Below are 20,695 nucleotides of genomic sequence, written 5' to 3'. Positions count from 1 at the left end.
CAGAATGTAAAGTAAAGCGTTCTGGGTGTCAAGAGCGCTTTACATCGTGGTTATAGAACTTGGCGACCTGGACTGTTTGATGTGGCTGCCTCAATGAGAGTGCTGGATGAACCAGACCTCAGCGCAAAACCAGACCTCAAGTGCAGGCGCGACCTGGGGGTTTGCAGGTGAGCTCGGCCTGAGGTCTGGATTCAGCCCACCCCGGAAAAACAAAAAGCCTCGAGACACCGTAGGAACGATGTCTCGAGACAACACAGCGTGCCCCAGGTGAGACTCGAACTCACACTGGACGGGTTTTGAATCCGTTGCCTCTGCCAATTGGGCTACTGGGGCTCCGGCCGAAAGTTTATCCCAGCGAAGTCTCTGTCACTAAATCACCTCGCCAACGGGTGAGCCTGGGCGTGTCGGGGCGGCCGCTAGACTGGCCAACCGTGAGCGATACACCCGAGAACACGAAGCGACTGTTGCTTATCGACGGCCACTCGATGGCCTTCCGCGCCTTCTACGCGCTGCCCGCGGAGAAATTCTCCACCTCAGGCGGACAGCACACGAATGCGGTCTACGGGTTTTTATCCATGTTCGCCAACATCCTGGCGGACGAGAAGCCGACGCACGCCGCCGTCGCCTTCGACGTGGGCCGCAAGACGTTCCGCACTGAGCGTTTCCCGGAGTACAAGGCGCAGCGCGAGGCAGCGCCGCCGGAGTTCAAGGGCCAGGTGCCGATTATCGAAGATGTGCTGGGTGATCTCGGCATCACCACCTTGAGTAAGGAGAACTTCGAGGCGGACGACATCGTCGCCACGCTGGTCACCCAGGCGCGCGCTGAGGGCGACTTCGAGATCGTGCTGGTCAGTGGCGACCGCGACTACATTCAGCTTGTGGACGGCACCACCACGCTGCTGTATCCCACCCGTGGCGTGTCCACCATGACCCGCTTTACGCCCGAGGAAGTGGAGAACAAATACGGGCTGACGCCTGCGCAGTACCCGGACTTCGCGGCGCTGCGCGGCGACCCGTCGGACAACCTGCCCAGCGTGCCCAAGGTGGGGGAGAAGACCGCCACGAAGTGGATCTCGCAGTACGGCAGCCTCGAAGGGCTCATCGAGGGCGCCGACGAGCTCAAGGGTGTCGCCGCCAACAACTTCCGCGAGCGCATCGACCAGGTCCGCCTTAACCGCGAGCTGACCCAGATGGTCACGGACGTCGAGCTGCCGGTCGCGCCGAACGACCTGGAGCTCAAACCGGCGGACGTCACCCAGGTTGCGGCGCGCTTCGACGACCTCGAGTTCGGCGTCAACCTGCGCGAGCGCGTCCTCGCCGCCGTGCCTACCGACGGCGCCGCGCCCGAGCCGGAAACCGTCGAACTCGAAGACGTCACCATCGACGACGAGCCGCTGGACACCTGGCTTAAGCCACGTCACACCGACGGCCTTGCCGTCTACCTCTCGGGCAACGCTACTCCCGGGCAGGGGGATGTGGTGGCGCTGGCGATCGTCGATAAGCAAAGGCATGGCATATCCAAGCTCGCCGCTGACCTGAGCGCCGAGGAGGACGCCGCGCTCAAGCAGTGGCTCGAGTCGGACGCGCCGAAGTTCATGCACGAGGCGAAGGCGGCGTACCACATGCTGCGCGGCCGGGGCATCGAACTTGCCGGTATCGCGCACGACACCGCGATTGCCGCGTACCTGCTGCGCCCGGGCCAGCGCACCTACGCGCTGGAGGACATCTACCAGCGCCACCTGCAGCGCCAGCTCAACGTCGGCTCCGACCAGATGAGCCTGCTCGGCGACACCGCAGACGTCGATGCCGCTGCGGCGATCCTGGAGCTGTCCGCGGAGCTGGCCAAGGAGCTGCGCGAGATCGACTCCTACGAGCTCTACGCGGACCTGGAGCTTCCGCTGGTCACCGTGCTCGCCGAGATGGAGCACACCGGCATCGCTGTGGACCTGGACGTGCTGGAAAACCAGCGCAAGGAGCTCACGCTCAAAGTGGAGCAGGTTGAGGAGGAGGCGCGTGCGCTTGTGGACGAGCCTTCGCTGAACCTGTCTTCCCCCAAGCAGCTGTCCGCAGTGCTCTTCGACAAACTCGAGCTGCCGAAGACGAAGAAGACCAAGACCGGGTACTCCACGGCCGCGGGCGAGATCGAGGCGCTGGCGGAAAAGCACCCGCACCCGTTTTTGGACCACCTGTTGGCGCACCGCGAGCACCAGAAGCTCAAGTCCACCATCGAGGGGCTGATTAAGACGGTGCAGCCGGACGAGCGCATCCACACCACGTTCAACCAGACGGTGGCGTCCACAGGCCGCTTGAGCTCCGCGGAGCCGAACCTGCAGAACATCCCGGTGCGCACAGAGGCCGGCCGTGCGATCCGCTCGGCGTTCGTGGTGGGCGAGGGCTACGAGTGCCTGCTCACGGCCGACTACTCGCAGATTGAGATGCGCGTGATGGCGCACTTAAGCCAGGACGAGGGCCTGATTGAGGCATACCGCGCAGGAGAAGACCTGCACAACTTTGTGGGCTCGCGCGTGTTCGACGTGCCCATCGACCAGGTCACCCCGGAACTGCGCCGCCGCGTCAAGGCCATGTCCTACGGCCTGGTCTACGGGCTGTCGGCGTATGGGTTGTCCAACCAGCTGTCCATCTCCGCCGGCGAGGCGAAGGACATCATGGCCAGCTACTTCGAGCGCTTCGGCGGCGTGAAGCGCTACTTGGATGAGGTGGTGGAGCAGGCGCGTCGCGACGGCTACACGTCCACCGTGTTCGGCCGCCGCCGCTACCTGCCGGAACTGAACAGTGACAACCGCGTGGCACGCGAGAACGCGGAGCGCGCCGCGTTGAACGCGCCGATCCAGGGCACGGCCGCGGACATCATCAAGGTGGCCATGCTGCGTGTGGACGCCGCGCTGGAAGGCAAAAAGTCCCGCGTGCTGCTCCAAGTCCACGACGAGCTGGTCGTGGAGATTGCCCCGGGCGAGTTGGACGAGGTGCGCGAAATTGTGGAGCGGGAGATGGACGGCGCCATCGAGCTGCTCGTCCCGCTGGAGGTCTCCGCCGGCACCGGCGCCAACTGGGACGCCGCCGCGCACTAGGAATCTGGCTGGAGCAACGCCGAGGCGGGTAGGAACGATATCGATTCCTACCCGCCTCGCGCACGGCACCCCGCCCACGGCCGTGATCCCCCGCGGAGCCTCCCCCAGCAGCTCCGAGTGCGTATTCAGTTGTGGACCTCCCCTTGGGGGAAGGGGCCGCCGGGGGTGGCCGTGACCGGGCTGGGGCTTAGATTTCACCCCTGGCCAGGTCGTCCCCCGAAAGCCAAGTGCGACCTTACCGAGGGGTAAGGAAACGCTCAACGGTCCCACAGGATAACTTCAGGATCGAACACTGCGTTAACTGGATCACAGGATAGTTGGACGGCTGGCCAGCAATTTAAGGTGGCGGGTTACGTGCAGTTCACTTGCGCGTAACGGAGTGTTTCGCCCCCGATGTGTACCCCCGGTGTGCTAGAGCAGGTCGTTGAGGGACCGGCGCTTGTTGTCGTCCTCGGACGACTCAACTTCTTCTTGGACCGCGTCCTTGAACTCGTCCTCCTCCAGGTTGGATTCGGCGGCGAGATCCTCGACTTCCTGGCCGTCTCCGGCCTCAACTGCGTCCGCGCGGCGTTCGCCCTCGTCTTTCAGCTCGTCGCGGTGGCGCAGGTAGGTCACCGTCATCACCGCCATGACGAACAGGCCGAGGTAGCCCAGAATCGGGTACAGGCTGTTCACCAACGGCTGGAAACCCGCGAAGGAGAGCCCGAACCCGACGACACAGGCGATGGCGTAGGTGGGGTAAAAGCGCTCCGGGTGCTTGCTGGTCAGGCGCTTCGCCAACGCGTAGAACATGCCTAGGCAGGTGTTGAAGACCATGAGGAAGATGACCCAGGTCATGATGAAGCCGAGCACCGGGTCGACGTTGTCGATCACGGCGAGCAGCGGCATGTCCGCGCCGTTAACGGACTCCACCTGAATCAATAGCGACGCCACCAGCAGCGCGAGCATGACCGCGTAGATCACGCCGCCGAGGATCCCGCCATACCGCGTGCTCTTCGTGTCGAACTCGTCGCCGGCCATCACCAACGCCATCGACACGCCGCACAACGCGTTCAAGCCGGTGTGGTTAAGCGCGCCCAGCCACCAGTACGGAGTGCCGTCGGCGCGGGCAACCTCCTGCTGGGCGTAGTTGCCCACCTCGCTCCAATTCACGTCCACCTGGGTGAACGAGTAGATGCTGCCAATCAGCACGAACACCACCAGCAGCGGGGTGGCCCAGCCGATGACGGAGGAGACCTTGTCCACGTCGAACCGGCCGACGACCAGCATGAGCGCGAGCATGGCCACGGCCCCGATCCAGATGGGCCACCCGAACGACTGCTTCAGGTTCGACCCAGCGCCGGCGAACATGACGAACCCGACGGAGAACATGCACGCCACCGCGGACCAATCCATGATGAACGCCGCGGGCTTGGAAGTGACGTTGTAGAAGACCTCGTTGTGCTCGCGCGCCAAAAAGTACGAGCCGAAGGTCATGAACGCCGTCGCGGCGAACAGCATGGTCACACTGGCCAGTATCACCCCGAAGAACCCGTTGGTGCCGTAGGCGACAAAGTACTGCAGCGCCTCCATGCCGGAGGCGAAACCGGCACCGACGACAATGCCGACAAATGATGCAGCGACTGCGAGGCTGCGTTTCCACATAAACGATTGCTCCCAAAACCGTTGGTATCTATCAGACTCCGCTTATGCTAGCGGTCGGGGCCAACCGGATGGACGTCGGAAAGCACCTGCGAATCATTTGCTCTAGCTGGGCAAAGTGTCTACACTCGTGCGGGCGTGTCTACGCGCGGGCGATGGCACCCACCGTAATAGGAGGGTGAGGTGGCCGTCGCAGCGTGAGATCGGCGCACGCGAGCCTATAGCACCCAAGCTGCAGGTTTACGTGGCCGAGAGAGACGCTTCTGTCCAAACACGATCTCCTATTTTTTCGGAGCACATAGAACTTATGCGCACTTCCAACGCACCCCAGGTAGCCATCAACGACATCGGTGGCCCTGAGGAATTCCTCGCCGCAGTCGACGCGACCATCAAGTACTTCAACGATGGCGACATCGTCACCGGCACCGTGGTCAAGGTCGACCACGACGAGGTCCTGCTCGACATCGGCTACAAGACCGAGGGCATCATCCTCACCCGCGAGCTGTCCATCAAGCACGACGTCGACCCGGAAGACGTGGTCGAGGTCGGCGATGAGATCGACGCACTTGTCCTGACCAAGGAGGACAAGGAAGGCCGCCTGATGCTGTCCAAGAAGCGTGCTCAGTACGAGCGCGCTTGGGGCACCATCGAGGAGCTGCAGGCCAACGACCAGCCGGTTACCGGCACCGTCATCGAGGTCGTCAAGGGCGGCCTCATCCTCGACATCGGGCTGCGCGGCTTCCTGCCGGCATCCCTGGTCGAGATGCGTCGCGTCCGCGACCTGGATCCGTACATCGGCCAGGAGCTCGAGGCGAAGATCATTGAGCTGGACAAGCACCGCAACAACGTGGTCCTGTCCCGCCGCGCTTACCTGGAGGAGACCCAGTCCGCGGTCCGCTCCGACTTCCTGCACCAGCTGCAGAAGGGCCAGGTCCGCAAGGGCGTCGTGTCCTCCATCGTCAACTTCGGTGCGTTCGTCGATCTCGGCGGCGTCGACGGCCTGGTGCACGTCTCTGAGCTGTCCTGGAAGCACATCGACCACCCGTCCGAGGTTGTCGCAGTGGGCGACGAGGTCACCGTCGAGGTGCTCGACGTCGATCTGGACCGCGAGCGAGTCTCCCTGTCGCTGAAGGCGACCCAGGAGGATCCGTGGCGCGTGTTCGCCCGCACCCACGCTGTGGGCCAGATCGTTCCGGGCAAGGTCACCAAGCTCGTCCCGTTCGGCGCGTTCGTCCGCGTCGAGGAGGGCATCGAGGGCCTCGTCCACATCTCCGAGCTGGCTCAGCGTCACGTGGAGGTCCCGGACCAGGTTGTCAACGTCGGCGAAGAGGTCATGGTCAAGGTCATCGACATCGACCTGGACCGTCGCCGCATCTCCCTGTCCCTCAAGCAGGCTGACGAGGACTACGTCGAGGAGTTCGATCCGTCCCGCTACGGCATGGCCGACTCCTACGACGAGCAGGGCAACTACATCTTCCCGGAGGGCTTCGACCCGGAGACCAACGAGTGGATGGAGGGCTACGACGAGGCTCGTCAGGCATGGGAGGCACGCTACGCCGAGGCAGAGCGTCGCCACCAGGCCCACACCGCTCAGATCGAGCGTCACCGCGCCGCTGCCGCCGAGGCCGCGGAGCAGGAGGGCGAGCAGGCCAACTACTCCTCCGAGTCTGCAGCTGCAGCTCCGGCAGCTGAGCAGGCTGAGGAGAACATCGGCTCCCTGGCCTCTGACGAGCAGCTCGCGGCTCTGCGCGACAAGCTCGCCGGCAACTAAGCACTCGCAGGCTCGTGCTTAGGAGAAACTCTTAAGCATCTTGCTTAGCGACGAGCGCCCCGCACACCACACAGGTGTGCGGGGCGTTTTGCTATCTTCGGCCCCATGAAGAAAGTGGGCCTGACAGGCGGCATCGGCAGCGGAAAATCCACGGTGGCGCGGATGCTTGGCAGCGCCGGTTTCGCCGTGGTCGACGCCGACCAAATCGCACGCGAGATCATGGAACCCGGCTCGCCGGTGCTGAACGAGGTAGCGCGGGAGTTCGGCGCGGACCTCATCGGCGACGACGGGGCCCTGAACCGCGGGGAGCTCGCGCGACGCGCGTTTGCCACCACCGAGGACACCAAGCGCCTCAACGCGATCACGCACCCCGCCATCCGGGCCGAGTCCGAACGCCGCTTCGCCGCCGCGGAAGAGGCGGGGGAGCAGGCCGTCATCTACGACATGCCGTTGCTCGTGGACCTCGGGTTGCACAAGGACATGGACCTCACCGTTGTCGTGGATGTGGACAAGGAGGAGAGGGTCAGGAGGCTCGTCGATACGCGCGGGCTCGACGAGGCCGACGCGCGGGCGCGCATGGCGCAACAGATCGACGACGCCGCGCGGCTTTCGGCGGCAGACGTCGTGATCGACAACAACGGGCCGCTCGAGACGCTGGAACCGCAGGTGGCGGCGCTTGCCGAGAGAATCAAAGGTTAGTGAACTGTACTGGCGAAATTTACCGGTGTGACACATTTCATTTACCTTGCTGCCTTAACTTTCGGTGCATGGGAACGTGGAACACGGGGCCGTTCGACAACGACTCCGCAAATGATGCCGTGACTGCGCTGGTCAACGGCACGTTCCGCATGGACCAGTTCCGCTTCGAATGCGGTTTGGGCTCACTGGGAACGGGGGAAGCGGAATCTGTGATCGCGCTCGCCGCAGTGATCAACGGCCATCTGCCGGAGGGGGTCGAGGGCAGGATCGACTACCCGTTTACCATGGACGACAGGCAGTGGATCCGCCGCCGCGCTCAGGCGGTGATGCGCCCGGGCGGCTCGGCGCTGTACTCCATGTGGGAGGAAGCCGGCGAGCTGCAGGAGTGGCTCGAAACCTCTCGCAAGTACGCCGCCTAGGCGCTCGCGGCATTGCTTATCGACGAGCGATGCCTCGCCCGACGCTCTTGGCGATACACTGGCCTGCATGGCTTTTGCTGCTGAACATCCCGTCCTCGCGCAGTCTGAGTTTCGCCCCGTGGGCGAGATTGAGCGGCGCGAGAAACCCTTCGAAGTCGTCTCCGAGTTCGAGCCCTCCGGCGACCAGCCGACGGCGATCGCGCAGCTGGACGAGCGGCTCAACCGCGGCGAGCGCGACGTCGTGCTCATGGGCGCGACCGGCACCGGCAAGTCCGCCACCGCGGCGTGGCTGATTGAGAAGCAGCAGCGTCCCACGCTGGTGATGGCGCCGAACAAGACGCTGGCCGCGCAGCTGGCAAACGAGCTGCGCCAGCTGCTGCCCAACAACGCGGTGGAGTACTTCGTGTCTTACTACGACTACTACCAACCGGAGGCCTACATCGCCCAGACGGACACCTACATTGAGAAGGACTCGTCCATCAACGACGACGTGGAGCGCCTCCGCCACTCCGCCACCTCCGCGCTTTTGAGCCGCCGCGATGTGGTCGTGGTGTCCTCGGTGTCCTGCATCTACGGCCTGGGCACCCCGCAGTCCTACCTGGACCGCTCTATTGTGCTGCGCGTGGGCGAGGAAGTGGAGCGCGACCGATTTCTGCGCCTTTTGGTGGACGTGCAATACGAGCGCAACGACATCGACTTCAAGCGCGGCACTTTCCGCGTCAAGGGCGACACCGTGGACATCATCCCGGCCTACGAAGAGGTGGCTGTGCGCGTGGAGTTTTTCGGCGACGAGGTGGACTCGCTGTACTACATTCACCCGCTCACCGGCGACGTGATCAGCCAGGAAGATGAAGTGCGCATCTTCCCGGCCACCCACTACGTGGCCACGGACGAGCGCATGGAAAAGGCAATCGAGGCTATCAAGGAGGAGCTCGCGGACAGGCTCGAGGAGCTGGAGAACAAGGGCAAGCTGCTCGAGGCGCAGCGCCTTCGCATGCGCACCGAGTACGACCTGGAGATGATCCAGCAGGTCGGGTTCTGCTCCGGCATTGAGAACTACTCGCGCCACATGGACGGCCGCCCGGCGGGGTCTGCGCCGGCGACGCTCATCGACTACTTCCCGGAGGACTTCCTCACCATCATCGACGAGTCCCACGTCACCGTGCCCCAGATCGGCGGCATGTTCGAGGGCGACATGTCGCGCAAGCGCAACCTGGTGGAGTTCGGCTTCCGCTTGCCGTCCGCGGTGGACAACCGCCCGTTGACTTTCGACGAGTTCGAGGCCCGCGTCGGCCAGACCGTGTACATGTCCGCGACCCCCGGCGACTACGAACTCGAGGCTGCCCAGGGCGAGTTTGTGGAGCAGGTGATCCGCCCGACCGGCCTGGTGGACCCGAAGGTCACCGTCAAGCCCACCAAGGGCCAGATCGACGACCTGATCGACGAAATCCGCACCCGCACCGCCAAGGACGAGCGCGTCCTGGTGACCACGCTGACTAAGCGTATGGCCGAGGACCTCACGGACTACCTGTTGGATAACGGCATCAAGGTGCGCTACCTGCACTCGGACATCGACACCCTGCAGCGCGTGGAACTGCTGCGCCAGCTGCGCTTGGGCGAGTACGACGTGCTCGTGGGCATCAACCTGCTGCGCGAGGGCCTGGACCTTCCCGAGGTCTCCCTCGTGGCCATCCTGGATGCGGACAAGGAGGGCTTCTTGCGCTCGACCAAATCCCTCATCCAGACCATCGGCCGTGCCGCACGTAACGTCTCCGGCGAGGTGATCATGTACGCCGACCAGGTCACCGAGTCCATGCAGGAAGCCATCGACGAGACGGAGCGCCGCCGCGAGAAGCAGATCGCCTACAACGAAGAGCACGGCATCGACCCGCAGCCGCTGCGCAAGGCGATCGCGGACATTCTGGACCAGGTGTATGAGAACGCGGACGCGGATGCGTCGGCAAGCTTGAGCTCCGATGCGGCCGTCGCCGAGCGCCCGGATGTGTCCACCATGGCCTCGGACGAGGTGCAAAAGCTTATCGACGACCTGACGGTCCAAATGCGCGACGCCGCCGGGGAACTGAAGTTTGAGCTTGCCGGAAGACTCAGAGACGAGATTGCAGATCTCAAGCGAGAGCTGCGTGGTATTAAAGACACAGGCAATTAGCGAAAGGAACCTGCTTTGCACACCTACAAGTCGATCGCCGTCGGTACCGACGGCTCCGCCACCTCCATGGTCGCAGTGCGTGCCGCAGCCAGCCTCGCCCGCGTCTACGGTGCCGAGCTGACCATCATCTGCGCCCACTACACCGCGTCCGGCTCGATGCTGAACTCCACCAACGCGGAGCTGTCCCGCGTGGACATCGTCACCGCCACCAACGCGCGCGAGATTCTGCGCAAGGCGGACGAGATTGCCAAGGAGGAGCAGGCCGGCAAGGTCAACCTGGTGTCCAAGGGCGGCCAGCCCGCGAACGTGCTGGTGGAGGCCGTCGGCGAATACGGCGTTGACCTGCTCGTTGTGGGCAACAAGGGCATGCGCTCCATGGCCGGGCGCATCTTCGGCAACATCCCTGGCAACGTGGCCAAGAAGGCCCCAGTGGACGTCATGCTCGTTGATACCCGGGCAGAGGGACACGACTAAACCCGCAAGGGGTACACTGACCACGCTAACCGCGTCGCATTTTTGAAAGGTGATTTCACATGGCCGATAACTACAAGACCATCGTCGTCGGCTCCGACGGTTCCAAGTCCTCTCTGCTGGCCGTTGAGCGCGCCGCGAAGATTGCAGCTGCGTTCGGTTCAACCCTCGTCATCGGTACCGCGTACTACGAGAACGAGGAAGAGGCCGCGAAGACGCTGCGTCAGGATTCCGTGACCATCCTGGGTGACCAGAAGGCGCTGGAGAACCTCGAGGGCGCAGCTGAGCACGCCCGCGCCGCAGGCGCACCGGACGTGCAGACCGCAACCCGCCCGGGCACCCCGGTGCAGGCGCTGATGGCCATCGTCAACGACAACAAGGCGGACCTGCTCGTGGTGGGCAACCGCGGCATCAACTCCCTGACCGGCCGCCTGCTGGGCTCCGTGCCGGCGGACGTCGCGCGTCAGTCCGACTGCGACGTCATGATCGTTCACACGGTCAACTAAGGCACTATTCGCCGACCACCGTCAGCGTCTGCGTGGCGCGGGTGACGGCGACGTAGAGGTCTTGCCACCCCTGTGGCGAGGCCTCTTTAATTTTGCTCGGCTCCACCACCACGACGTTGTCGAACTCCAGGCCCTTCATCTCGCCGACGTCGTCGGCGTCAATAACGGCGGTTAAGCCGTCGCGCTTCTCGACGAGGCTAAAGTCCTCCACGAACTGCACCGGCACGCCGGATTCGCGGATCGCCTCCGGGACGGTGGCCTCTGGGTCGATCTCAGCAAGGATCTTGGCGGCGTAGTCCGCGATCTCCTTCGGCGTGCGGTAGTTCACCGTCAGCTCGTGCAGGCGGAACCGGTTGCCCACAAAAGGCTCCAGCGCGTTGGTCCAGTCGTCGACGCCGGCGGGGGAGGACGTCTGGGCAGTGTCGCCCACCAGCGTCATCCACCGCGACGGGCAGCGGCGGAACACCATGCGCCACTCCATTGGGGACAGCTCCTGGGCCTCGTCCACGATGACGTGCCCGTACGCCCACGTCTGGTCCGCTCGTGCGCGCTGCGCGGTGGAGCGGGTGTCCGTCTCCCGCTGGCGGCTCGCGAGCGTCTCCGCGTCGATGACGTCGGCTGCGGAGAGGATCTCTGCCTCGAACTGGTCGTCGTCGTTGTCCGTGGACTCGGACGAGGACAGCACGTCGAGCGCGCCCTCAGCTTCGGCGACGAGCTCGCGCCATTCCTCTTCTTCCTTCCGGCGCTGCTCCTCGGGGTCGACGGTGCCGATGAGCACGGCCAGCTCGTCCACAAGCGCGGTGTCCGCGTGGCTGAACGGGGAGCCGGGCGCGCGGTACAGGGCGTCGCGGGTGTAGTCGTCGTAGTCGTGGGCGACCTCGGCGATTGCGTCCTTGTCGGTCAGCAGCGCATCCAGCACCTCCACGGGGTCTAGCTCCGGAAAGTGCGCGTCGATGAGTTGCTCTACCTGGGGGTCGTCCGCGAGGTCGTCGTGAAGCTGGTCCACATCCGCGTCCGAGAGCAGGTTCGCCCCGCCGAGCGGGTCCTCGCCGATGCGCTTCGCCAGCGCCTCCGCCAGCAGCTGCGTCAAGTGCTCCGCGAAGTAGGCGCGCGCCTGGTTATGCGGGCGGCGTGAACGACGCGCCCTCGTGCGCGCGGCCTTGACCATCTGCGGGGTGGCATCTACCGGCACCGAATCGAAGGTGAGGCGCACAGGCGCATCCGGCAGCGTCTCGTAGGACTGCACGGCGCGCTTGAGGATGGTCACCATCTCTTCCGAGCCCTTCACCTCGCGCGTGGCGATGCTGTCTTGGCCTGTGGGGGTAAAACCAGGCACGAGCTGGTCGGCGGTAGACAGCACCACGCCCGTCTCGCCGAGCTCCGGCAGCACGCGGGAGATGTACTCGAGGAACGTGGCGTTCGGGCCGAGCACCAGCACGCCGGTGCGGGTGAGCTGCTCGCGGCACGTGTACAGCAAGTATGCGATGCGGTGCAGCGCCACCGCCGTCTTGCCGGTGCCCGGCCCACCCTGGACCACCATGACGCCGCGGGTGGCGTCGCGGATGATTTCGTCCTGCTCGCGTTGGATGGTTTCCACGATAGAGCGCATGTGGCCGGTGCGGGCCTCGTTCATCGCGCGGCGCAGCGCCGCCTCGGATCCGACACCGGCATGTGAGGTCTCCGCACCGTCGCCGGAGAGCACCTCGTCGTCCACCGCCGTGACGGTGCGTCCGCGCATGCGGATATTCCGGCGCGTTTCCACGCCCTCCGGGTGCGCCGTGGTTGCCAGGTAGAACGGGCGGGCGAGGGGAGCGCGCCAGTCCAGCAGGAGGGTGCGGTAGTTGTCCTCCCGGTCGTCGATGCCCATGCGGCCGATGTAGCGCCGCTCCAAATCGGGCCGCCCCGGCACCGGGTTCTCCGGGTCGTCGTCGGCGACGTCGATGCGGCCGAAGACCAAACCGGTCTCCGCGACGTTGAGCGCGTCCAGCTTCGCGTTGAGCCCGTGGTACTCCGTTTCGCGGCGCACTAGGGCATCCGAGTCCGGATTGTCCGGGTCCACGTCGCGCTGCACCTCTTCCAGGCGCGCTTGAGCCCGCGCCACCTCGCTATCCAGGTGCGCGAAGAGCTGATCCACGTACGTCTGTTCTGTTTCCTGCATCCCCACAACAAACGGCCCCGGGGCTGGGAATATTCCCAGCCCCGGGGCCGCTAAGTAGTCCGAGTGGCTACGCGAACTTCTTCTGCGCCTTCTTCACCAGCTTCTGCGCCTTCTTCTCGGCCTTCTTGGCCTTGCGCTTCCACTTGAGCTTGGTGATCCAGTTCGGGTCAGTGTCCAACTTGTCCCAAGCGTCCTGCAGGGAGTCGATCGCGTTCTGCGCCTTGTCCTGGGCCTTGGCGGAAGCCTTGTTTACCTTGCGCTTCGCCTTGAACTTATCCAGGGCGGACGGCTGCAGGTCGTCCAGCTGGCCCTGCAGATCGCCGACGACGCTGTTGACCTTGCGCTTCGCCTTGAACTGCTGGATCTTGGACGGCTTGATATCGCCGTATGCGTCCTCGGCCTTGTCGGAGGCCTTCTCGGCAGCGTCGTCCAGCCAGTCGCCTGCGTCGGAGAGGAAGCTGGACGCCTGCTTCTTTGCGTCGCCCAGCCAGTCGTTCGCAGCGTCGCTGGCCTTGTTGGCCTTCTTCTTCCAGTCGCCCTTGTTGTCGTCGACGTAATCGGTGACCTGCTCGGTCGCGTCGGAGAACCAGTCGGACGCCTTGTCCCAAGCCTTCTCGGTCTCCGACTTGGTCGGCAGCGCCTGCTTGACGTTCTTCTGCGCGGCCTGGGCAGCGTGCTGCGCGCGCCACTTCAGGTCCGGCTTGCCGTTGTTGTCCACGGTGGCCAGCAGGACACCGCCGGCGAGGCCGAGGTCCGTCAGGGCGCCGGTGCGGCGGCGTGCCTTCTCGTCGTCGTCCTCTGCCTCCCAGAACGCGTGGCGGCCCACAACGGTAGGCAGCGCGGTGGCGGCCAGCAGGGTGGCGGACAGGCGCGGGAACTTGCCGATGGCGAAGGACGCGCCAGCGCCAGCCTTGGTAGCGCCGACGATCTGCGCGGCGGTCTCCGGGCTCTTCGGCAGGAAGCCGCGGTACTCGCGCGGGGTCAGGGCGCGCAGCTTCTTCAACACGCTGTCCGCGCTGTCCTTGTGGCCAGCCGGGTTCAGCAGGGTCTCGACACCGTCGATCACGTAGACCGAAGCCAGCATCGGGCGTGCGATTTTCCGGATCATACTCTTACCCAATCCTTACTTTTTTGTAGCTGAATGTGCTCCCGCCGAGTGTAGCGATTTTGCGCCACCGCGGTGGTGGGTTTTTCGGTTACCAGCGACGATCCCACCAGTCGTCCAGGTGCGGGCGCTCCTCGCCGAGCGTGGTGGGTTTGCCGTGGCCCGGCCAAACGACGGCCTCGTCCGGGTAGACGTCGAAGACCTTCTCCTTCACGTCGTTGAAGAGGCGGACAAAGTCCCCCTCGGACTGGGTTTTGCCCAAACCGCCGGGAAACAGCGAGTCGCCGACGAACAGGTTGACCGTGCCGTCAATCTCCGCAGTCAGGCAGGCGCCGCCCGGGGTGTGGCCGCGCAGGATGGTCACGGGGAGCGTGTGGCCGGCGAACTCGATCGTGTCGCCGTCGTTGAGCTCCACATCGGCCGGGGCAGGGATCGCCGGGGCGTCCAAGAACGGCGCGTAGTGCTTCGCGCCGGTGGCTTCGAGCACTTCCTTGAGCGCCCGGGTGTGGTCGTAGTGCCGGTGCGTGGTCAGCACCGCGGTGATCTTCACGCCGGCGTCGTCGGCCATGGCCAGGAGTTCGGGGGCGTGCGAAGCTGCGTCGATAAGCAACCCCTGCCCCTCGCTGCAGAGGAGGTAGCAGTTGTTGTCCATGTCGGAGACAGAGATATGGCGAAGGGTAAGCATGCACCCAAGGCTACTCAGGAATGTTTCCCCGCAATCGCGCGTTGGTAGCGTCTTGGGAGTACTAATCGACGAAAGCGAGAGTGACGTGGCCGAAAAGCTGACAGTGCGCGGCGCGCGCGAACACAACCTCAAGGGCGTGGACATTGAGCTGCCCCGCGACAAGATGGCGGTGTTTACCGGTCTGTCCGGCTCCGGCAAGTCCTCGCTCGCCTTCGACACCATCTTCGCCGAAGGGCAGCGCCGCTACGTGGAATCGCTGTCCTCCTACGCCCGCATGTTCTTAGGCCAGATGGACAAGCCGGACGTGGACTACATCGACGGGTTGAGCCCGGCGGTGTCCATCGACCAGAAGTCCACCAACCGCAACCCGCGCTCCACCGTGGGCACCATCACGGAGATCTACGACTACCTGCGCCTGTTGTACTCGCGCGCAGGCACCCCGCACTGCCCGGTGTGCGACGCGGTGATTGAGCGCCAGACTCCGCAGCAGATCGTAGACCGCGTGCTCGAGCTGGAGGAACGCACGAAGTTCCAGGTGCTCGCGCCGATTGTGCGCAAGCGCAAGGGCGAGTTCCAGGACTTGTTCGCCGACCTGTCGTCGCAGGGCTACTCGCGCGTGAACGTGGACGGGGAGACCTACCAGCTTTCGGACCCGCCGAAGCTGGAAAAGCAGGTCAAGCACAACATCGACGTGGTGGTGGACCGCCTCACCGTCAAGGCCAGTCAGAAGCAGCGCCTGACGGATTCCGTGGAGACGGCGCTCAAGCTTGCGGACGGCCTGGTCGGCTTCGACTTTGTGGACCTAGATGCCGACGACCCGGAGCGCGTGCAGATCTTCTCCGAGAAGATGGCCTGCCCGAACGGCCACAAGCTCAACGTGGAGGAGTACGAGCCGCGCGCGTTCTCCTTCAACTCGCCGTTCGGCGCCTGCCCGGCCTGCGACGGCCTGGGCGTGCGCAAAGAGATCGACGTGGACCTGGTCATCCCGGACCCGGACGCGCCCGCGGTGGATGCGTTCCAGCCGTGGAATTCCAGCCCGAACAAGAAGTACTTCACCAAACTCATTGAGGCGCTGGCGAAAGAGGAGAAATTCGACGCCAACGCGCCGCTGAGCTCGCTGACCAAGACGCAGCGCAAGCACCTGATCCACGGCTCGTCCACGAAAGTCAACGTGCGCTACAAGAACCGCTACGGGCGCCAGCGCTCCTACACGGCGGCCTACGAGGGCATCGTGGGCTACCTGGAGCGCAAGCTGGAGCAGACTGAGTCTGAAACGCAGAAGGAACGCCTGCTCGCGTACACCCGCGAGGTGCCGTGCCCGACGTGTGACGGTGCGCGCCTGAAGCCGGAGATCCTGGCTGTGCGCCTGGCGTCGACCACGCACGGGGAGCAGTCCATCGCGGGATTGACACAGCTGTCCATCGAGGAAGCCTCCGAGTACCTGGACAACCTGGTGCTGGGCTACCGCGAGGAAATGATCGCCGGCGCGGTGCTGCGCGAGATCCAGGCGCGCCTGCACTTCCTGTTGGACGTGGGGCTGAACTACCTCACCCTCGCCCGCTCCGCCGGCACCCTGTCCGGCGGCGAGGCGCAGCGCATCCGCCTGGCCACCCAGATCGGCTCCGGCCTGGCCGGCGTGCTCTACGTGCTGGACGAGCCGTCCATCGGCCTGCATCAGCGCGACAACCAGCGCCTGATCACCACTCTGAAGAAACTGCGCGACCTGGGCAACACCCTGGTCGTGGTGGAGCACGACGAGGACACCATCCGGGAGGCGGACTGGCTCATCGACATCGGCCCGCGCGCCGGCGAGTACGGCGGGGAAGTGGTCTACCAGGGCAAGCCGGAGGGCATCCTCAAGGCCAAAGACTCGATCACGGGCGACTACCTGGCTGGCCGCAAGGTGATCGAGGTGCCGGAGCGCCGGAGGGACGTCGATAAGCAAAGGAAACTGAAGATCATCGGCGCGCGAGAGAATAACCTCGACAACGTCAGCGTGGACATCCCGCTCGGCGTACTCGTGGCCGTGACCGGCGTGTCTGGCTCCGGCAAGTCCACGCTGGTGAACCAGATTCTGGCGAAGACGCTGCAGAACCAGCTCAACGGCGCGCGCCAGGTTCCCGGCCGGGTGAAGAAGGTCGAAGGCCTGGAGCACCTGGACAAGCTCGTGCAGGTGGACCAGAGCCCGATCGGGCGCACCCCGCGCTCCAACCCTGCGACATACACCGGCGTGTTTGACAAGATCCGCAACCTATTCGCCGAGACCCAGGAGGCCAAGGTGCGCGGCTACAAGGCCGGACGTTTCTCCTTCAACGTCAAGGGCGGGCGCTGCGAGGCCTGCCACGGCGACGGCACCATCAAGATCGAGATGAACTTCCTGCCGGACGTGTACGTGCCGTGCGAGGTGTGCGAAGGCGCGCGCTACAACCGCGAGACGCTCGAGGTGCGCTACAAGGGCAAGAACATCGCCGAGGTGCTGGAGATGCCCATCTCCGAGGCCGCGGAGTTCTTCGAGCCGATTAACTCCATCCACCGCTACCTGCAGACGCTTGTGGACGTTGGGCTGGGCTACGTCCGTCTCGGCCAGAGCGCGACCACACTGTCCGGCGGCGAGGCGCAGCGCGTGAAGCTCGCCGCGGAGCTGCAGAAGCGCTCTAACGGCCGCACGATCTACATCCTGGACGAGCCGACGACGGGCCTGCACTTCGAGGACATCCGCAAGCTCATGCTGGTGCTCAACGGCCTGGTGGAGAAGGGCAACACCGTACTGGTCATCGAGCACAATCTGGACGTGATCAAGTCCGCAGACTGGATCGTGGACATGGGGCCCGAGGGCGGATCCGGCGGCGGCACGGTGGTCGCACAGGGCACGCCGGAGGACGTCGCAAAGGTGCCCGGTTCCTTCACCGGACAGTTCCTGCAGGACATTTTGGCGAACGCCTAGGCGGGTCCTCGGCGCGCCGATTTGGTTTGTGCAGGCATGAGCATGTATATTGCTGCCTACACCGCCCAGCGCGCCCGTGTCATGCGGGTGCGGGGGCCGCAAGAGGAGTGAATCCCACCCCAAGCCGCTCACCAAAGTGAGTTGGATACGGGTCAAACGGTGCGCGAAAGACTGGTGTCTTTTCGTGTGTCATGGACGAACTCCCGCCACCCGTCAGGGTGAGCGGGTTTTTCGCGTGGGATGAGTCCGATTGCGGTTCAAGTGCGGCACGCATTGTTTCTTTACGTCTCTAGGAGTTCTCATCAGCGCTGAAGCTCGGATCAATGAACGAATCCGCGTCCCTGAAGTTCGCCTCGTCGGCCCGTCCGGCGAGCAGGTGGGCATCGTCCGCACGGACGACGCCCGCAAGCTGGCGTACGAGGCGGACCTCGACCTGGTTGAGGTAGCCCCGAAGGCCAAGCCGCCCGTGGCCAAGATCATGGACTACGGCAAGTTCAAGTACGAGCAGGATCAGAAGGCCCGCGAGGCCCGCAAGAACCAGCAGCAGACCGTGGTCAAGGAACAGAAGTTCCGCCCCAAGATTGATGAGCACGACTACCAGACCAAGAAGGGCAATGTTGAGCGCTTCCTGGAGAAGGGCAACAAGGTCAAGGTCACCATCATGTTCCGCGGCCGCGAGCAGGCCCGCCCCGAGCTGGGCTACCGCCTGCTGGAGCGTCTGGCTGAGGACATCGGGGAGCTCGGCGTTGTCGAGTCCCGTCCGAAGCAGGACGGCCGAAACATGACGATGGTCTTCGGACCGGCTCGCAAGGGCAAAAAGTAGTTCCAACAATCGACACTCTGAAGGGCTTTCACCATGAAGCAGAAGACCCACAAGGGCACCGCAAAGCGCATCAAGGTCAACGGCAAGGGCAAGCTGCGCCGCGAGCAGGCTGGTAAGCGCCACCTGAACGAGAAGCTCTCGTCGAAGCGCCGCCGCAAGCTGTCCGGCTCCACCGACGTCGCGAAGGCAGACGTCAAGCGCGCAAAGCGCCTCCTCGGCATGTCCTAAGCACTGCCCGATCAATCAACCGATTACGAGAAGAAGAAAAGGAAGTTTGACTCATGGCACGTGTGAAGCGTTCAGTCAATGCTAAGAAGAAGCGCCGCGCAATCCTCAAGTCCGCGAAGGGCTACCGCGGCCAGCGCTCCCGCCTGTACCGCAAGGCGAAGGAGCAGTGGCTGCACTCCCAGACCTACGCGTACCGCGACCGCCGCAAGCGCAAGGGTGAGTTCCGTAAGCTGTGGATCCAGCGCATCAACGCCGCTGCCCGCATGAACGACATCACCTACAACCGCCTCATCCACGGCCTGAAGCTGGCCGAGGTCGAGGTCGACCGCAAGATCCTGGCCGAGCTGGCTGTCAGCGACTTCGCTGCCTTCTCCGCTCTGTGCGAGGTTGCGAAGAACGCTCTGCCGGAGGACGTCAACGCTCCGAAGGCTGCGTAAAGCACTTTCGCTTAACGACGAAGCTCCCGCCCATCGCCGAACAGTCGGGGAAGGCGCGGGAGCTTTTTCGTGTGCGACACGCAAAAGGAAGCGCGCCCACCGCTGGGGTGGGCGCGCTAATCGCTGTGGTGGGGCTGTTTTAGAAGATGCCCTCGTTCTCGCGACCGAAGTCGTCGAGAGTGACATTGCGGGAGTCGACGTCCTGGTCGTTGTACTCGGAGTCGTCGCCGTCCAGACGGCCAGTCTGGGAAACGGTGATGTAGTTGGTCAGACGGCCTTCCTTGGTGTTGCCGTCGCCGAAGGAGAAGGAGACGAGGTCTGCTTCCTCACCCGGGTTGATGGGGTTGGACAGGGTGACCTCGAAGATGCGTGCCTGCTCATCCTCGTCCCAGCCCAGGTCGCGGGCGTAGCCGCCCTCGCGGGTGGTGGTGGTGATCAGACGGTCGACGCCCTCCGGTCCGTCCTCGGTGCGGACTGCGACGCGGAAGGTCACCGCCGGGAACTCGCCCCAGTAGCGCTCGTTGCCGACGTTCTTCACGCGCAGCGCAGTGGAACCGGCGAAGCCCTTCGCCTTCGCGGAGGAGACGGTGAAGTACGGCTCGAGGTCTAGGTCGTGCTCGGTGTTTTCGGTGGTGTTGTCGTCAGCCTTCTCGGATTCCTCCTTGGCCGCGTTTTCGTTCTCGGCGGCGAGGTTGACGTCCTTGTTGCTGACGTCGGCGGTCTTGTTGTCGTCCACCTTCTCCACGTCGTCGATGTTGTCGCCCTTGTTCAGGGTGTCCACGTCGTTGTCGTACTCAGCGTTCGGCTCGTCCTTGACCTCGGTGGTCTGCGCGTCCTTGTTCGGCGCCCAGGAATCCGCCGGGGTGTCGAAGTTCTTCACGCGGACCTCGTTCTTCACCGGCATGTTTGCGACCCACGCGGTCGGGGTTGCCCAGGTGCCGTTCGGGCGGCAACGTTGCTGGGTGCCGGTCATAGTGACGGTGCGGAAGCCGTAGGTTGCCTCACCGGTGTTGCCTGCCGGCACATCGTATGGGCCGACGGTCTGGCCGACGTTCCAGGACAGCTCAGCGGAGACGTCCCAGCCGAGCGCCTTCGCCACGGAGTAGCCGATGTTGCCCTCGATGCCGTCCTTGGAGCCGGAGCCGCCCAGGTTCAGCGTCTCAGTCTTGGAGCCGTTGACGGAAGCGGAGACAGTCTGGGTGCGGGAGAGGTCCTGCTGCAGCGGGATTGCCTCGTCGGAAAGGTTCGTGGTGGAGATGGTGCCCACCGGCAGGAAGTTGTCCTTCACCTTGTACACGACGGTGCGGTAGTCCTCGGTGGAGTTGCACACCGGGCGCGGGTTGAGCACGTTGGCCTTCAGGTGGTCGGAGCCACGGTAGGTGTGGACGATCGGGAGCTTGTCGTTGTTCGCCGGAGTCTCGGGAGCGGACTCCTCAAGGGTGGTTGCGTTCGCGGGAGCGATGGCAGCGCCGGCCATCAGAGCGCCGAGAAGCGCGGTAGTGATGCGTCGGGTCTTACGGGTCATACGTTGTCCTTTCCTGTGAAGCTACCG

16 protein-coding genes and 1 tRNA gene are annotated in these 20,695 nt (G+C 64.4%); 11 read left to right on the top strand and 6 right to left on the bottom strand.

Annotated elements, in window-relative coordinates; all coding sequences use genetic code 11:
• Positions 1 to 259: 259 nt before the first annotated feature.
• Positions 260 to 333, bottom strand: a tRNA-Leu gene (locus MHX64_RS10290).
• A 98-nt stretch (positions 334 to 431) separates the two neighbouring features.
• Between MHX64_RS10290 and polA the strand changes: the two genes are divergently transcribed.
• Positions 432 to 3,089 (top strand): DNA polymerase I, encoded by a 2,658-nt coding sequence (gene polA / locus MHX64_RS10285; protein ID WP_370642127.1) that lies wholly within the window; start codon positions 432 to 434, stop codon positions 3,087 to 3,089.
• A 411-nt stretch (positions 3,090 to 3,500) separates the two neighbouring features.
• On the opposite strand, the gene MHX64_RS10280 is transcribed toward polA, so the two are convergent.
• Positions 3,501 to 4,733 carry a hypothetical protein gene (locus MHX64_RS10280; RefSeq protein ID WP_239357264.1) on the bottom strand — a complete coding sequence of 411 codons (1,233 nt, stop codon included), beginning with the start codon at positions 4,731 to 4,733 and terminating at the stop codon, positions 3,501 to 3,503.
• A gap of 304 nt (positions 4,734 to 5,037) precedes the next feature.
• Here MHX64_RS10280 and rpsA point away from each other — a divergent pair, with 304 nt between their 5' ends.
• From rpsA to MHX64_RS10250, 6 genes are all read left to right on the top strand, one after another.
• Positions 5,038 to 6,501, top strand: a complete 1,464-nt coding sequence (gene rpsA, locus MHX64_RS10275; protein WP_239357265.1) for a 30S ribosomal protein S1 — start codon at positions 5,038 to 5,040, stop codon at positions 6,499 to 6,501.
• 105 nt (positions 6,502 to 6,606) lie between these two features.
• Positions 6,607 to 7,200 (top strand): dephospho-CoA kinase, encoded by a 594-nt coding sequence (coaE, locus tag MHX64_RS10270; RefSeq protein ID WP_239357266.1) that lies wholly within the window; start codon positions 6,607 to 6,609, stop codon positions 7,198 to 7,200.
• 68 nt (positions 7,201 to 7,268) lie between these two features.
• Positions 7,269 to 7,619, top strand: a complete 351-nt coding sequence (locus MHX64_RS10265; protein WP_239357267.1) for a DUF4259 domain-containing protein — start codon at positions 7,269 to 7,271, stop codon at positions 7,617 to 7,619.
• A 67-nt stretch (positions 7,620 to 7,686) separates the two neighbouring features.
• The gene (gene uvrB / locus MHX64_RS10260) at positions 7,687 to 9,786 is read left to right on the top strand and encodes an excinuclease ABC subunit UvrB (RefSeq protein ID WP_239306837.1); all 2,100 of its coding nucleotides are present in this window, start codon (positions 7,687 to 7,689) and stop codon (positions 9,784 to 9,786) included.
• 15 nt (positions 9,787 to 9,801) lie between these two features.
• Positions 9,802 to 10,260 (top strand): universal stress protein, encoded by a 459-nt coding sequence (locus MHX64_RS10255; protein ID WP_181888348.1) that lies wholly within the window; start codon positions 9,802 to 9,804, stop codon positions 10,258 to 10,260.
• A 59-nt stretch (positions 10,261 to 10,319) separates the two neighbouring features.
• A complete protein-coding gene (locus MHX64_RS10250) occupies positions 10,320 to 10,763 on the top strand; it encodes a universal stress protein (RefSeq protein WP_181888349.1) in 444 nt (147 codons plus the stop codon).
• Positions 10,764 to 10,767: 4 nt separating this feature from the next.
• Here MHX64_RS10250 and MHX64_RS10245 read toward each other — a convergent pair whose 3' ends face one another.
• From MHX64_RS10245 to MHX64_RS10235, 3 genes are all read right to left on the bottom strand, one after another.
• Positions 10,768 to 12,921 (bottom strand): UvrD-helicase domain-containing protein, encoded by a 2,154-nt coding sequence (locus tag MHX64_RS10245; RefSeq protein ID WP_239357268.1) that lies wholly within the window; start codon positions 12,919 to 12,921, stop codon positions 10,768 to 10,770.
• Between the two features lie 67 nt (positions 12,922 to 12,988).
• Positions 12,989 to 14,029 carry a DoxX family protein gene (locus tag MHX64_RS10240; RefSeq protein WP_239357269.1) on the bottom strand — a complete coding sequence of 347 codons (1,041 nt, stop codon included), beginning with the start codon at positions 14,027 to 14,029 and terminating at the stop codon, positions 12,989 to 12,991.
• Between the two features lie 88 nt (positions 14,030 to 14,117).
• Positions 14,118 to 14,711, bottom strand: a complete 594-nt coding sequence (locus MHX64_RS10235) for an MBL fold metallo-hydrolase (protein ID WP_181888352.1) — start codon at positions 14,709 to 14,711, stop codon at positions 14,118 to 14,120.
• An 85-nt stretch (positions 14,712 to 14,796) separates the two neighbouring features.
• Between MHX64_RS10235 and uvrA the strand changes: the two genes are divergently transcribed.
• The 4 genes from uvrA to rplT all read left to right on the top strand — a co-directional run bounded on the left by uvrA (position 14,797) and on the right by rplT (position 19,143).
• A complete protein-coding gene (gene uvrA, locus MHX64_RS10230; protein WP_239357272.1) occupies positions 14,797 to 17,655 on the top strand; it encodes an excinuclease ABC subunit UvrA in 2,859 nt (952 codons plus the stop codon).
• Between the two features lie 250 nt (positions 17,656 to 17,905).
• Entirely contained in the window at positions 17,906 to 18,478 is a 573-nt protein-coding gene (gene infC, locus MHX64_RS10225) for a translation initiation factor IF-3 (protein WP_239357276.1), read from the top strand.
• A 33-nt stretch (positions 18,479 to 18,511) separates the two neighbouring features.
• Positions 18,512 to 18,706, top strand: coding sequence for a 50S ribosomal protein L35 (gene rpmI / locus MHX64_RS10220; RefSeq protein ID WP_034999913.1), 195 nt, complete (start codon positions 18,512 to 18,514; stop codon positions 18,704 to 18,706).
• A 53-nt stretch (positions 18,707 to 18,759) separates the two neighbouring features.
• Positions 18,760 to 19,143 (top strand): 50S ribosomal protein L20, encoded by a 384-nt coding sequence (rplT, locus tag MHX64_RS10215; RefSeq protein ID WP_070473163.1) that lies wholly within the window; start codon positions 18,760 to 18,762, stop codon positions 19,141 to 19,143.
• 139 nt (positions 19,144 to 19,282) lie between these two features.
• On the opposite strand, the gene MHX64_RS10210 is transcribed toward rplT, so the two are convergent.
• Positions 19,283 to 20,668, bottom strand: coding sequence for a hypothetical protein (locus MHX64_RS10210; protein ID WP_239357278.1), 1,386 nt, complete (start codon positions 20,666 to 20,668; stop codon positions 19,283 to 19,285).
• Positions 20,669 to 20,695: the final 27 nt, after the last annotated feature.

Source organism: Corynebacterium sp. ACRPZ, from assembly GCF_022346205.1.
In the GTDB taxonomy this organism is placed as follows: Bacteria; Actinomycetota; Actinomycetes; order Mycobacteriales; family Mycobacteriaceae; genus Corynebacterium; species Corynebacterium lehmanniae.
The sequence above is the reverse complement of the archived record's forward strand: the minus strand, read 5'-3'. Positions and strand labels throughout refer to the sequence as shown.

Coding starts and splice junctions, on each gene's coding strand:
- rpmI (WP_034999913.1), top strand. CDS start 18,512: ATGAAGCAGAAGACCCACAAGGGCACCGCAAAGCGCATCAAGGTCAAC.
- MHX64_RS10265 (WP_239357267.1), top strand. CDS start 7,269: ATGGGAACGTGGAACACGGGGCCGTTCGACAACGACTCCGCAAATGAT.
- MHX64_RS10280 (WP_239357264.1), bottom strand. CDS start 4,733: ATGTGGAAACGCAGCCTCGCAGTCGCTGCATCATTTGTCGGCATTGTC.
- coaE (WP_239357266.1), top strand. CDS start 6,607: ATGAAGAAAGTGGGCCTGACAGGCGGCATCGGCAGCGGAAAATCCACG.
- MHX64_RS10240 (WP_239357269.1), bottom strand. CDS start 14,029: ATGATCCGGAAAATCGCACGCCCGATGCTGGCTTCGGTCTACGTGATC.
- rpsA (WP_239357265.1), top strand. CDS start 5,038: ATGCGCACTTCCAACGCACCCCAGGTAGCCATCAACGACATCGGTGGC.
- MHX64_RS10245 (WP_239357268.1), bottom strand. CDS start 12,921: ATGCAGGAAACAGAACAGACGTACGTGGATCAGCTCTTCGCGCACCTG.
- uvrB (WP_239306837.1), top strand. CDS start 7,687: ATGGCTTTTGCTGCTGAACATCCCGTCCTCGCGCAGTCTGAGTTTCGC.
- MHX64_RS10210 (WP_239357278.1), bottom strand. CDS start 20,668: ATGACCCGTAAGACCCGACGCATCACTACCGCGCTTCTCGGCGCTCTG.
- rplT (WP_070473163.1), top strand. CDS start 18,760: ATGGCACGTGTGAAGCGTTCAGTCAATGCTAAGAAGAAGCGCCGCGCA.
- MHX64_RS10235 (WP_181888352.1), bottom strand. CDS start 14,711: ATGCTTACCCTTCGCCATATCTCTGTCTCCGACATGGACAACAACTGC.
- MHX64_RS10250 (WP_181888349.1), top strand. CDS start 10,320: ATGGCCGATAACTACAAGACCATCGTCGTCGGCTCCGACGGTTCCAAG.